This is a genomic window from Kibdelosporangium philippinense (genome assembly GCF_021390435.2).
Taxonomy (GTDB): domain Bacteria; phylum Actinomycetota; class Actinomycetes; order Mycobacteriales; family Pseudonocardiaceae; genus Kibdelosporangium; species Kibdelosporangium philippinense.
Map to the genome: position 1 here is coordinate 2,176,769 of NZ_JAJVCN010000001.1, position 13,314 is coordinate 2,190,082.

Below are 13,314 nucleotides of genomic sequence, written 5' to 3' on the forward strand. Positions count from 1 at the left end.
AGATCAACGTCGAACTGGGCATGGCGATCCACCACCGGGACGGATTCGACCCGGCGCCACCGCTGCGCGCCTTGATGGCCAAAGGCGGGATGACCGTGCTCGGCGTCGAGGACGCTCCCGAAGCCCGGACCGCGTGGCTCGCGACCGGATACGACGAGATCCGGCAAGTGCTCGGCTCGGACAAGTTCAGCGCCAAGCTGATCTTCGGCGGGACCGACGCCGGATTCACCTTCCCCGGGTTCCTCACCCAGTACGACCCGCCGGAGCACACGCGGCTGCGCCGGCTGGTGACGCCGCCGTTCGCGATCCGGCGGATCCAAGGCTTCCGGCCACAGGTCGAGAAGATCGTCGAGGCCACGCTGGACGCCATCGAGGCAGGCGGCGGCCCCGTCGACTTCGTGCCACGGTTCGGCTGGCCCATCGCTACCACGGTGACGTGTGACTTCCTTGGCATTCCACGGGATGACCAGGCGGAGCTGTCGCGTGCACTGCACGCCAGCCGGGCCGAAAAGTCAGGCAAGCGGCGGGTGGCCGCGGGAAACAAGTTCTGGACCTACATGAGCCAGATCGTCGCTCGCACACGCCGCGACCCCGGCGACGACATGTTCGGTGTCGTAGTGCGTGAACACGGCGACGAGATCACTGACGCGGAGCTGATCGGCGTGGCCTCGTTCGTCATGGGTGCGGGCGGGGATCAGGTGGCTCGTTTCCTCGCGGCGGGCGCGTGGCTGATGGTCGAGCAGCCCGAGCAGTTCGCTGTGTTGCGGGACAAGCCGGAAACCGTCCCGGATTGGCTTGACGAGATGGTCCGGTACCTGACCAGCGACGAGAAGACCACGCCACGGATCGCGATGCAGGACGTGGAAATCGGCGGTTGCCCGATCAAGGCGGGCGACACCGTCACACCCTCTTTCCTTGCCGCGAACCGCGCGAACTTCCCAAACCCCGAGGATGCCTTCGACATCACCAGGCAACGGGCGGCGCATGTGGCGTTCGGGCACGGCATCCATCACTGTCTTGGCCGCCCGTTGGCCGAGATGGTGTTCCGGGCGGCGATTCCCGCTCTGGCACACCGCTTTCCCACGCTGCGACTGGCCGAACCGGACCGTGAGATCAAACTCGGCCCGCCGCCGTTCGACGTCGAAGCCTTGTTGCTCGACTGGTAGCCGGATCTAGGGCGTGTTTCAAATGCCCGATCGCGATAGCCAGGCCGGATGCGGCCCCTGACGCCACCGCGGCAACGCCCAAAGACAACCAGTATTCGCGGCGTCACCGCGGCGTCGCCAGGAACCACCCCGATCCTGCCTCTCATCGACCGGGACATTCGAAACACGCCCTAGAGGAGAAAATCGGTGCGAATCACTTGCCCCGAATCGTTGGCCCGGCAATCCATCTTTCCGATGGCCCATGAAGGGGTGTGGGTCGTTGCGAGGGGAACATTTGGCGCGTTGAACGCCGCGAAGGTGGCCTTCACGGCATCTGGCCCGGCAGAGGAGCTTTCCCGGTGACTGACGATGACCCGCGCCCGCTGCACATTCGCAGGCAGGGCTTGGATCCGGCGAAGGAACTGATGTCGGCCGGAGCGCTGACCAAGGTCACCGTCGGAACCGGAGCGGACGCCGAGACCAGCTGGATGGCCACATCGCACGCCGCCGTCCGGCAGATCATGGGCGACCACAAGAGTTTCAGCACGCGGCGGCGCTGGGACGACAAGGACGAGATCGGCGGGACGGGCACCTTCCGGCCGCGTGAACTGGTCGGCAACCTGATGGACTACGACCAGCCCGAGCACACACGCCTACGGCAGAAGCTGACCTCTGGCTTCACGCTGCGCAAGATGCAGCGGCTGCAGCCGTACATCGAGCAGATCGTGAACGAGCGTCTCGATGAGATGGAGCAGGAGGGATCGCCCGCGGATCTGGTCGAGTTCGTCGCTGACAAGGTGCCTGGCGCCGTGCTGTGCGAGCTGATCGGCGTGCCACGCGACGACCGGGCCATGTTCATGCAGCTGTGCCACGGGCATCTCGACGCCTCGCGAAGCCAGAAGAGACGGGCGGCGGCAGGGGAGGCGTTCTCGCGCTACCTGCTGGCGATGATCGCAAGGGAACGCAAGGACCCTGGCGACGGGCTGATTGGCGCGGTCGTTGCCGAGTACGGCGACGACGCGACGGATGACGAGCTGCGAGGCTTCTGCGTTCAGGTGATGTTGGCGGGTGACGACAACATCTCCGGCATGATCGGGCTCGGCGTGCTGGCCCTGCTGAGGCATCCCGAGCAGGTCGCCGCGTTCCAGGGTGACGATCAGGCGGCGCAACGCGCGGTCGACGAACTGCTTCGGTACCTGACTGTCCCTTATGCACCAACACCCCGGATCGCGATGCAGGACGTCACTGTGGGCGACCAAGTGATCAAGACTGGGGAGAGCGTCATCTGCTCGCTCCCGGCGGCCAATCGTGATCCCGAACTGGTGCCGGATCCGGATCGCCTTGATGTCTCACGTGATCCCGTGCCGCATGTCGCGTTCGGACACGGTATTCACCATTGCCTCGGTGCGGCCTTGGCCCGGCTCGAACTGCGCACAGTCTTTACCGCGCTGTGGCGGCGTTTTCCCACGCTGCGGCTCGCGGATCCCGCGCAGGAGGACAAGTTCCGCCTGACCACTCCCGCGTATGGATTGACCGAACTGATAGTCGCGTGGTGACTGGAGAATCGTTGTCCACGCATGGCGCTGGACCTGCTGCCGGACTACCGATGAGACTGGGGCATCAGCGTGTTGGGGTCGAAACGCATTCCGGTCAGTGAAGGAGCTTCCGCTCGGTATGAGTCACGGTATCGATGAGGTCGCGCACCTCGTGCCGGAGCCGGCGAACTATCTGCTGAGGACGAACTGCGACCCGCACAAGGACAACTTCGATCTCCTCGCGAACGGCCCGCTGTTCAAGCTGGTCGGCGACGCGTCCGCCCAACTGGGCAGGGACTATGTCTGGCAAGCGTCCGGCTACGAAGTCGTGCGCAGGATTTTGGGCGATTACGAGAATTTCACGACCCGCCCGCAATTCACGCAGGAGAAATCCGCGGCACACGTCGAGGCTCAGTTCGTCGGCCAGATCTCGACCTACGATCCGCCCGAGCACACTCGCCTGCGCAAGATGCTGACGCCGGAGTTCACCGTCCGCCGGATCCGCCGAATGGAGCCCGCGATCCAAGGCCTGATCAACGATCGCCTTGACATGCTGGAGGCCGAGGGCCCGCCCGCGGACCTCCAAGGGTTGTTCGCCGACCCGGTCGGCGCTCTGGCATTGTGTGAGCTGCTTGGCATCCCGCGCGATGACCGGACCGAGTTCGTCCGCCGGATCCGGCGCAACGCCGATCTGAGCCGCGGGCTCAAGGCACGGGCGGCCGACAGCGCGGCATTCAACCGGTACCTGGACAACCTGATTGCCAAGCAGCGCAAGGATCCTGACGACGGACTGCTTGGCTCGATCGTCGCAGAGCACGGCGACAACATCAGCGACGAAGAACTCAAAGGCCTGTGCACGGCCCTGATCCTCGGCGGTGTCGAGACTGTCGCAGGCATGATCGGCTTCGGAGTTCTTGCCCTGCTGGAGAATCCTGACCAGATCCGGTTGCTTTTCGACGGCCAGGACAAGGCCGATCGCGTTGTCAACGAGCTCGTGCGTTATCTGTCCCCGGTACAGGGACCGAATCCACGCCTTGCCATCAAGGACGTGGAGATTGACGGACAGCTGATCCGGGCGGGGGACTACGTCCTGTGCTCGGTGCTGATGGCCAACCGGGATGAAGCGCTGACGCCGAATCCCAACGTTCTCGACGCGAATCGTCCCGCAGTGTCGGACGTCGGATTCGGGCACGGCATTCATTACTGCGTTGGCGCCGCGCTGGCCCGCTCAATGCTGCGGATGGCGTATCAGACTCTGTGGGAGCGATTCCCCGGGCTGCGGCTGGCCGTGCCCATCGGGGAAGTGAAGTACCGCAGCGCGTTCATTGACTGCCCCGATCAGGTCCCAGTCACCTGGTAGCGGGTGAAAACCAGCAATTGGACACTCGATAGAGGAACGGTGGGAGATGTCGGTCGAAGACTTCGATGTGGTGGTTGCTGGTGGCGGGCCCAGTGGTTCGACCATTGCCACGTTGGTGGCCATGCAGGGGCACCGGGTTTTGCTTGTGGAGAAAGAGGTTTTCCCGCGATACCAGATCGGTGAGTCGTTGCTGCCCGCCACCGTGCACGGCGTGTGCCGGATGCTCGGCATCACCGACGAGCTGGCCAACGCGGGGTTCCCGATCAAGCGGGGCGGCACGTTCCGCTGGGGCGCGCGCCCGGAGCCGTGGACGTTCCACTTTGGAATCTCCGCCCGGATGTCCGGCGCGACGTCACACGCCTACCAGGTGGAGCGCGCGCGGTTCGACGAGATCCTGTTGAACAACGCCAAGAGCAAGGGCGTCGTCGTACGCGAGGGCTGCTCCGCGACCGACGTCGTGGAAGACGGCGAGCGCGTCACGGGTCTGAAGTACACCGACGCCGACGGCAATGAGCGTGAGGTGTCGGCGCGTTTCGTGATCGACGCGTCGGGCAACAAGAGCCGCCTGTACTCCAAAGTCGGTGGCAAGCGGAACTACTCGGAGTTCTTCCGCAGCCTGGCCCTGTTCGGCTACTTCGAGGGCGGCAAGCGGCTGCCCGCACCGGTTTCCGGCAACATCCTCAGCGTCGCCTTCGACAGCGGCTGGTTCTGGTACATCCCGCTGAGCGACACGCTGACCAGCGTCGGCGCGGTGGTGCGTCGCGAGGACGCCGACAAGATCCAGGGTGACCGCGAGAAGGCCCTCAACGCCCTGATCGCCGAATGCCCGCTGATCTCCGAGTACCTCGAGAACGCGACCCGGGTGACCACCGGCAAGTACGGCGAGCTGCGAATCCGCAAGGACTACTCGTACCAGCAGGAAAGCTACTGGCGGCCGGGCATGATCCTGGTCGGCGACGCCGCCTGCTTCGTCGACCCGGTGTTCTCCTCCGGTGTGCACCTGGCGACCTACAGCGCGCTGCTCGCGGCCCGGTCGATCAACAGCATCCTCGCGGGCGACCTTGACGAGAAGACCGCGTTGAACGAGTTCGAGGCGCGCTACCGCCGTGAGTACGGCGTGTTCTACGAGTTCCTCGTGTCCTTCTACCAGATGAACGTCAACGAGGAGTCGTACTTCTGGCAGGCCAAGAAGGTCACCCAGAACCAGAGCACCGACATCGAGTCGTTCGTCGAGCTGATCGGTGGCGTGTCCTCCGGTGAGACCGCGCTGACGGCCGCCGACCGGATCGCCAAGCGCAGCGCCGAATTCGCTGCGGCCGTCGACGAAATGGCCAGTGGCGACGGCGACAACATGGTGCCGATGTTCAAGTCCACAGTGGTCAAGCAGGCGATGCAGGAAGCGGGCCAGGTCCAGATGAAGGCCCTGCTCGGCGAGGACGCCGAACCGGAGCTGCCGCTGTTCCCCGGTGGTCTGGTGACCTCACCGGACGGCATGAAGTGGCTGCCGTACCACCCGGCCTGACGCGTCCTTACTGACTCAGGTGCGTGCCCGCGGTGCGGGATCGAGTTCGTGGAACAGGGGATGCGAAATGCGTGTGTTGATCTCGGGGTGCGGATCACGCGGGGACGTCGAACCGCTTGTGGCACTGGCGGTTCGGGTGCGGGCACTCGGTGCGGAGGTGCAGATGTGCGCACCGCCGGACTACGTCGAGCGGTGCGCCGAGTTCGGTGTGCCGCTGGTGCCGATCGGCCGGCCAGTGCGCGCAGGCGCACGCCCGCCGGGAGTTCTGCCGCCTGGCGCGCCCGAAGTCGCGGCCGAGGTGATCGCCGAGCAGTTCGACAACCTCCCGGAGGCCGCGGAGGGCTGTGATGTGGTGCTGGCGACCGGCCTGCTGCCCACCGCCGTCGCGGCGCGGTCGGTGGCCGAGAAGCTGGGCGTCCCCTATTTCTACACCGTTCTCTGTCCGGACCATCTGCCGACGGCGCACAGTCAGGCGCAGCGGGACCAGTACAACGAGGGCGCCGACCGGCTGGCCGGTGGCGCGGTCAACGGTCAGCGTGCCGCGATCGGCCTGCCGCCGGTGGCGAACCTCTTCGACTACGCCTACACCGATCAGCCCTGGCTGGCGGCGGATCCGATCCTGGCCCCGCTGCTGCCAGGGTATGACGCGGTGCAGACCGGCGCGTGGATCCTGCCCGACGAACGGCCGCTTTCCGTTGAACTGGAGGCGTTTCTGGCGGCAGGTCCACCACCGGTGTACGTGGGTTTCGGCAGCTCGCTCAAAGCCGTTGACGCCGCGCGGGTCGCCATTGAGGCGGCCCGCGCCCATGGCCGCCGGGTCATTCTCTCCCGGGGCTGGGCCGATCTGGACCTGATCGACGACCGGAACGACTGCTTTGCCGTCGACGAGGTCAACCTGCAGGTGCTGTTCGGCCGGGTTGCCGCCACCATCCACCACGACGGTGCGGGCACGACGCACGTGGCCACGCGGGCAGGCGTCCCCCAGATCGTGGTACGCCACATCATTCCCCAGGTGTACTACGCCGACCGGGTGGACGAACTGGGCGTCGGTGTGGGACTCGACGGTCCGACCCCGACTTTCGACTCCTTGTCAGCCGCGCTCACCACGGCCTTGGCTCCGGAGACCCGCGCCAGGGCGGCGGCCGTGGCCGGCGAGATCCGTACCGACGGGGCAACCGTGGCCGCGCAACTGCTGTTCGAAGCGGTCAGCCGGGAAAAACCGGCCGTTTCTGCACAACGGGGGAAAACCTGATGCGTGTGTTGTTGTCGACGTCCGGCAGCCGCGGAGACGTCGAACCGCTTCTGGCACTGGCGGTTCGGTTGCGGGAACTCGGCGCGGAGGTGCGGATGTGCGCGCCGCCGGACTCCGCTTCCCGGCTCGCCGAGGTTGGTGTGCCGCACGTGCCGGTGGGGCAGCCCGCACGCCCGAAGGCAGACGGGGGCAAGCCCCCGTCACGCGAGGAGATGGCCCGGTTCCTGACCGAGGCGATCACCATGCAGTTCGACCACGTCCCGGCGGCTGCCGAAGGGTGCGACGCGGTGGTGACGACCGGTCTGTTGCCCGCGGCGGTCGGCGTCCGGTCGGTGGCCGACAAGCTGGGCATTCCGTACTTCTACGCCTTCTACTGCCCGATCTTCATGCCGTCGCCGTACTACGCGCCGCCGCCGCCCATCGGCGAGCCGCCCGCACCGGCCGGGACCGACATCCGGGCGCTGTGGGACCGCAACAACCAGAGCGCCTACAGGCGGTACGGGGACACGCTCAACAGCCAGCGGGCGGCGATCGGTCTGCCACCGGTCGAGGACATCTTCGGTTACTGCTATACCAGTCGGCCTTGGCTGGCGGCCGATCCGGTACTGGCCCCACTGCAGCCAACGGACCTCGACGCCGTGCAGACCGGTGCTTGGATCCTGCCCGACTCGCGGCCTCTTTCCGTTTCGCTGGAAGCGTTTCTGGAGGCTGGTCCGCCGCCGGTGTACGTCGGTTTCGGCAGTATGCGGGCAGACGCTCACGCCGCGAAGGTGGCCATCGAGACCATCCGTGCCCAGGGCCGCAGAGTGATCCTCGGTCGCGGCTGGGCTGATCTGGCTTTGATCGACGAGCAGGACGACTGCTTCGCCGTTGACGAGGTGAACCACCAGGCGCTGTTCAGCCGGGTGGCCGCCGTCGTTCACCACGGCGGCGCGGGCACGACGACCACGGCCGCTCGCGCTGGCGCCCCTCAGGTTCTGGTGCCTCAGATAGCGGACCAGCCGTACTACGCCGGCCGGGTGGCCGAGCTCGGCATCGGTGCGGCACACGACGGTCCGATCCCGACCTTCGACTCTCTGTCCACCGCGCTCACCACGGCCTTGGCCCCGGAAACCCGAGCCCGCGCAACGGCCTTGACAGGCACCGTTCGTACCGATGGGGCGACTGTGGCCGCGCAACTGCTGCTGGACGCGGTCAACCGGCACAAGCCCGCTGTTTCTGCGTGAACGGGGATACGTGATGCGTGTGTTGTTGTCGACGTCCGGCAGCCGCGGAGATGTCGAGCCGCTGCTGGCACTTGCCGTCCAGTTGCAGGACCTCGGTGTGGACGTGCGGATGTGCGCACCCGCCGACTCCGCGGAGCGGTGCGCCGAGGTCGGCGTCCCGCTGGTGCCGGTCGGCCCGAAAGAGCGCGTGATGCTCAAGGAAGGGATGCCGCCGCCGTCGCCCGAGGAGGGGCGCCGGTTCGCGGCCGAGGCGATCGCCCTGCAGTTCGACCAGGTCCTGGCGGCCGCCGAGGGATGTGACGCGGCGGTGGCGACCGGCGAGCTGGCCGCCGCCATCGCCGTGCGGTCGGTTGCCGAGAAGCTGGGCATTCCCTACGTCTACTCCGCCTGCAGCCAGCCTTACCTGCCGTCGTCGCACTATCCGCCGCCCCTGGACGAGCAGACCGAACCGGGCGTGGACAACCGGACGTTGTGGGACCAGCGCAGCCGCCGGTTCTGCGAGGGTTTCGGGGAGATGATCAACGACCAGCGGGCCGCGATCGGCCTGCCACCGGTGGCGAATGTCTTCGACTACGGCCACGCCGATCAGCCCTGGCTGGCGACCGACCCGGTCCTGGCCCCGCTGCAGCCCAACGATCTCGACGCGGTGCAGACCGGTGTGTGGATCCTGCCGGACTCGCGGCCGCTTTCCGCTGAGCTGGAGGAGTTTCTGGCTGCCGGGTCACCGCCGGTGTACGTGGGTTTCGGCAGCTCGTCCGGGCTCGGCACCGATGACGCCGCCCTGGCAGCCATCGAAGCGGTCCGTGCCCAGGGGCGCAGGGTGATCCTCTCCCGCGGCTGGGCCGAACTGGACCTGCCCGACGACCGGGACGACTTGTTCGCCGTCGACGAGGTGAATCTTCAGGCGCTGTTCGGCCGGGTGGCCGTGGCCATCCACCACGGCAGCGCGGGCACCGTCCACATTGCCACGCGGGCGGGCGTCCCGCAGATCGTGATACCTCAGTCAGGGGACCAGCCGCACTTCGCCGAGCGGGTCGCCGAGTTGGGCGTCGGTGCGGCACACGACGTGTCGATCCCGACCTTTGATTCCTTGTCGGCCGCCCTCGCCATCGCCTTGGCCCCGGAAGTCCACACGCGAGCGACGGCCGTGGCCGGCCAGATCCGCACTGATGGGGCAGCGGTGGCAGCGGAGTTGCTACTTGCCCGCGCCACAACCCTGTTGACGACAAGCACATAGGAGACTTCATGTCGACCACGACCCAGTGCCGGATCTGTGCGGGCACGGTCAGAGAGTTCATCGACTTCGGGCGCCAGCCGCTCTCGGACGCGTTCGTCGTTCCCGGCGACACCCAGGAAGAGTTCTTCTTCCGGCTGGCCACCGGGATCTGCGACACCTGCACGATGGTGCAGCTGATGGAAGAGGTCCCGAGGGACCGGATGTTCCACGAGGCATACCCGTACCTGTCCTCCGGTTCGGCGTACATGCGCACGCATTTCGAGGAACTGGCCAAGCGGTTCCTGGCCACCGAGCTGACCGGCGAGGACGCGTTCATCGTCGAGCTCGGCAGCAACGACGGCATCATGCTCAAGGCAGTGGCCGAGGCGGGCGTGCGCCACCTCGGCGTCGATCCGTCTGGCGTCGCGGATCTGGCTGCGGCCAAGGGAATCCGCGTCCGCAAGGACTTCTTCGAAGAGGCCACGGCGGCCGACATCCGCGCGAACGAGCGCCCCGCCGACGTGATCTACGCGGCCAACACCCTCTGCCACATCCCTTACATGGACTCGATCCTGAAGGGCGTCAACACGCTGCTCGGCCCGAACGGCGTGTTCGTGTTCGAGGACCCGTACCTCGGTGACATCGTGGAGCGCACGTCGTTCGACCAGATCTACGACGAGCATTTCTTCTTCTTCACGGCCCGCTCGGTCCAGGAGATGGCTCGCCGCCACGGCCTTGAGCTCGTGGACGTCGAGCGCATTCCGGTGCACGGCGGCGAGGTGCGTTACACCCTCGCACTCACTGGCGCCCGTAAGCCGACCAACGCCGTGGCCGAGCTCCTCGCGTGGGAAGCCGAGCGCGAGCTGTCGGAGTACGCCACGCTGGAACGCTTTGCCACCAAGGTGAAGAAGAACAAGGAAGACCTGATCGCGCTGCTGACCAAGCTTCGTGACGCGGGCAAACGCGTCGTCGGCTACGGCGCGACGGCCAAGGGCGCCACCGTGAACAACTTCTGTGGCATCACTCCGGATCTGGTGCAGTTCATCTCCGACACCACACCGGCCAAGCAGGGCAAGCTCAGCCCCGGACAGCACATCCCGGTCCACGAGCACAAGCAGTTCGCGGACAACTACCCGGACTACGCACTGCTGTACGCCTGGAACCACGCCGACGAGATCATGAACGCGGAGCAGGCTTTCCGCGATGCCGGTGGGAAATGGATCCTGTACGTGCCGGATGTGCACGTGATCTGACGTGCCAATGATGTGCCTCAATGCCGCATTGGTGGTGTCGCACGCCGCCAATGCCGCATTCGGGGCGCGGGGCAGCTGCACGTCTTCGGAGTGTGCCGGCGGGCCCGAGCCGTGAAGATGTGCTGGTATGTCCAGACTTCACCCGTTGTAACGTGGCACCGCTGTCGTCAAAGTGAGCGCTATGTCTTCAGACCCTGACGCGACCCGCCTGCTGGCAATTTCCGCTCATTTGGACGACGCGGCTCTGTCTTTCGGAGCCGGCCTCGCCCAGGCGGCGCAGGACGGTGTGAAGGTGACCGTCTATACGGTATTCGCCGGTACGGCGGCGGCCCCTTACTCTCCCGCGGCTGAGCGGATGCACTCGATCTGGGGCTTCTCGCCGGACCAGGACGCACCGCTGCAGCGCCGAAACGAAGACATCGCCGCGCTCGATCACCTGGGAGTCGGTTACCGGCATGGCCGGTTCCTTGATTCCATCTACCGCAAGCGGCCGGACGGCCGGTGGCTGGCCGACAACGTGGCAGGTCGCCAGAAGCTGGCGATCAGCAAGCAATCGCCACAGGACGATCCGGAGCTCTTCGCCGCGGTCCGGGATGACATCAAGTCGGTTGTCGACGAGTACGACCCGACGCTGATCGTCACGTGCGCGGCGATCAGCAGTCACATCGACAACGAGATCGCGCGGGATGCCGCGCTGATCGTCGCACACGACAAGGGTATTCCGGTGCGGCTTTGGGAAGACCTTCCGCACGCGACCTTTGGGAGGGGGGCGGCTGAACTGCCTCAGGGCTTCCGGCTCGGTCCGCCCGATTTCAGTTCCGTCAAGCCGACGGCGCGGACGCGGAAGTTCGAGGCGCTGAAGCTCTATCCGTCGCAGATGTTGATGCTCACCGGGCCGGACAAGGATTTGTTCGCTCAACTGGACGCGCATGCTCGGAAAAACTCACCCGATGGCGGATACAGCGAAACGACCTGGCCGGTTCTCCGCGACTGACAAGTTCACGTTCACATTCGCGCGAGCCGACGGTCTTTGAACACACACAACCGAAGCAGTATCACGCCCGGAGGTACCGGAGTGTCCGCAACACTCACTCATCTGCCGTCGCCGCACCAAGACCCGGTGGGAGAAGGCAGATCCAACCGCTGGGCGTTCTGGCGTTCGCCGGCTGGTCAGCCTCCGTGGGCCCGGCCCGCGTTGCTGGGTATCGCGTTGGTCGCGGTGGTGCTTTACGCGTGGAACTTGCCGGTGGTCGATTACGCGCCGCTGTACTCGGATGCCGTCAGGAGCATGTCCGGGAGTTGGAAGGCGTTCTTGTACGGCGCGGTCGATCCGGCGGCGACGTACACGCTGGACAAGCTGGCCGGATCCTTTGTGCCGCAGGTGATTTCGGCGAAGATCTTCGGGTACAGCGAGTGGTCGCTGGCACTGCCGCAGGTGATCGAGGGTGTGATCTCGGTACTGGTGATGTACCGGGTCGTGCGGCGATGGGCGGGTGTGGTTCCCGGTCTGCTCGCGGCGGGGATTTTCACTTTGACCCCGGTTGCCGCGTCGATGTTCGGGCACAGCATGCACGACGGGTTCCTGACGATGTGCTTGGTGTTGGCGGTTGACCAGTATCAGCGGGCTGTGCTGGACGGACGGCTGCGGTCGTTGGTATGGGCCGGTGTGTGGGTCGGGCTCGGCTTCCAGGCCAAGATGTTGCAGGCGTGGATGATCCTGCCCGCTCTGGTCGTCGGTTACTTGTTGACCGCGCCGATCGAGATGCGTCGTCGGATGAAGCATGTGGCGGTCGCCGGTGTGGTGATGTTGGCGGTGTCGCTGTCGTGGGTCGCGCTTTACACCTTCACCCCAGCCAGCGACCGGCCCTACATCAGCCGCACCACGAACAACAGCGCCTTCGCCATGGTGTTCGGGTACAACGGTCTCGGGCGTCTGGGCATCGACCTGCCCGGCGCCGTTCCCGGTGACCAGGCGGGCGGTCCGCTCGGCGGTTCAGGTCGAGAAGCGGGTGAACTCGGCGGCCCGGGTCAGGAAGGTGGGCCGGGTCAAGAGGGTGGGCCGGGTCAGGAAGGCGGACCCGGGATGGGGCCGGGGATGGGGCCGGGGATGGGGCCGGGGATGGGGCCGGGTGGGCCCTTCGATGAAGACCCGTCGAAAGTGGAGAGCCGGGAGAGTCCCACGGGATGGGCCAAGCTGCTCGACGGCCACCTTGGTGTAGCGATCGCCTGGCTGTTCCCGCTCACGCTGCTGACCCTGCTGTGCGGGCTCTTGTGGTGGCGCCGGGCCGAACGCACTGACCCGGTGCGTGGCGGGCTGGTGATGTGGGGCGTGTGGCTGGTGACCTTCGGCCTTGTCTTCAGCGCTGCCGAAGTCGCGCACACCGCGTACGTGGCGTCACTCGCGCCCGCGGTCGCCGCTCTCTCCGCTCTGGGCATTGTGATGTTCTGGCGGTCGTATCGGCGAGGCGGCAGGCAGGCCTGGATACTGCCGCTCGCGGTCGTGGCCGAACTAGCTTGGGGCGCCTGGTTGTGGTCCCATTACCCCGATTTCCTGCCGTGGGCGAAATGGGGCACGCTCGCGCTGGGCGCAGTGGCCCTCGTCGCGCTGGTTCTGGCGCGAGTGATCAGGTCCGCTTCTCCCGCCTTGGTCACGGCCGGACTCGCCATCGGCGTCGTAGCCATATTGGCCGCGCCTGCCACGTATGCCTTCTCCGTACTTGACCCCGATTACGCCGGCAACTCCTTTGACGCCAACGCCGGACCGGCATCAGGGCGAGTGATCATCCGATGAATATCACGCCCGGA

General features: G+C 66.3%; 10 protein-coding genes. All 10 read left to right on the top strand.

Going from position 1 to position 13,314, the window contains the following annotated elements; genetic code table 11:
- Positions 1-20: 20 nt before the first annotated feature.
- Entirely contained in the window at positions 21-1,166 is a 1,146-nt protein-coding gene (locus tag LWC34_RS09925; RefSeq protein ID WP_233726398.1) for a cytochrome P450, read from the top strand.
- 338 nt (positions 1,167-1,504) lie between these two features.
- Positions 1,505-2,701: a cytochrome P450 gene (locus LWC34_RS09930; RefSeq protein WP_233724703.1), complete on the top strand. Its 1,197-nt coding sequence runs from the start codon at positions 1,505-1,507 to the stop codon at positions 2,699-2,701.
- A gap of 118 nt (positions 2,702-2,819) precedes the next feature.
- Positions 2,820-4,040: a cytochrome P450 gene (locus LWC34_RS09935; protein WP_233724704.1), complete on the top strand. Its 1,221-nt coding sequence runs from the start codon at positions 2,820-2,822 to the stop codon at positions 4,038-4,040.
- Between the two features lie 46 nt (positions 4,041-4,086).
- The gene (locus LWC34_RS09940) at positions 4,087-5,562 is read left to right on the top strand and encodes a tryptophan halogenase family protein (protein ID WP_233724705.1); all 1,476 of its coding nucleotides are present in this window, start codon (positions 4,087-4,089) and stop codon (positions 5,560-5,562) included.
- Positions 5,563-5,629: 67 nt separating this feature from the next.
- Positions 5,630-6,814: a glycosyltransferase gene (locus tag LWC34_RS09945; protein ID WP_233724706.1), complete on the top strand. Its 1,185-nt coding sequence runs from the start codon at positions 5,630-5,632 to the stop codon at positions 6,812-6,814.
- Entirely contained in the window at positions 6,814-8,040 is a 1,227-nt protein-coding gene (locus tag LWC34_RS09950) for a glycosyltransferase (RefSeq protein ID WP_233724707.1), read from the top strand. The genes LWC34_RS09945 and LWC34_RS09950 overlap by 1 nt, the downstream gene beginning before the upstream one ends.
- Positions 8,041-8,053: 13 nt before the next feature.
- Positions 8,054-9,277: a glycosyltransferase gene (locus LWC34_RS09955; RefSeq protein ID WP_233724708.1), complete on the top strand. Its 1,224-nt coding sequence runs from the start codon at positions 8,054-8,056 to the stop codon at positions 9,275-9,277.
- A gap of 8 nt (positions 9,278-9,285) precedes the next feature.
- The gene (locus LWC34_RS09960) at positions 9,286-10,509 is read left to right on the top strand and encodes a class I SAM-dependent methyltransferase (RefSeq protein ID WP_233724709.1); all 1,224 of its coding nucleotides are present in this window, start codon (positions 9,286-9,288) and stop codon (positions 10,507-10,509) included.
- A gap of 181 nt (positions 10,510-10,690) precedes the next feature.
- Positions 10,691-11,503 carry a PIG-L deacetylase family protein gene (locus LWC34_RS09965; RefSeq protein WP_233724710.1) on the top strand — a complete coding sequence of 271 codons (813 nt, stop codon included), beginning with the start codon at positions 10,691-10,693 and terminating at the stop codon, positions 11,501-11,503.
- An 81-nt stretch (positions 11,504-11,584) separates the two neighbouring features.
- A complete protein-coding gene (locus LWC34_RS09970) occupies positions 11,585-13,300 on the top strand; it encodes an ArnT family glycosyltransferase (protein WP_233724711.1) in 1,716 nt (571 codons plus the stop codon).
- Positions 13,301-13,314 lie beyond the last annotated feature (14 nt).

Coding starts and splice junctions, on each gene's coding strand:
- LWC34_RS09935 (WP_233724704.1), top strand. CDS start 2,820: ATGAGTCACGGTATCGATGAGGTCGCGCACCTCGTGCCGGAGCCGGCG.
- LWC34_RS09950 (WP_233724707.1), top strand. CDS start 6,814: ATGCGTGTGTTGTTGTCGACGTCCGGCAGCCGCGGAGACGTCGAACCG.
- LWC34_RS09940 (WP_233724705.1), top strand. CDS start 4,087: ATGTCGGTCGAAGACTTCGATGTGGTGGTTGCTGGTGGCGGGCCCAGT.
- LWC34_RS09965 (WP_233724710.1), top strand. CDS start 10,691: ATGTCTTCAGACCCTGACGCGACCCGCCTGCTGGCAATTTCCGCTCAT.
- LWC34_RS09960 (WP_233724709.1), top strand. CDS start 9,286: ATGTCGACCACGACCCAGTGCCGGATCTGTGCGGGCACGGTCAGAGAG.
- LWC34_RS09925 (WP_233726398.1), top strand. CDS start 21: ATGGCGATCCACCACCGGGACGGATTCGACCCGGCGCCACCGCTGCGC.
- LWC34_RS09955 (WP_233724708.1), top strand. CDS start 8,054: ATGCGTGTGTTGTTGTCGACGTCCGGCAGCCGCGGAGATGTCGAGCCG.
- LWC34_RS09945 (WP_233724706.1), top strand. CDS start 5,630: ATGCGTGTGTTGATCTCGGGGTGCGGATCACGCGGGGACGTCGAACCG.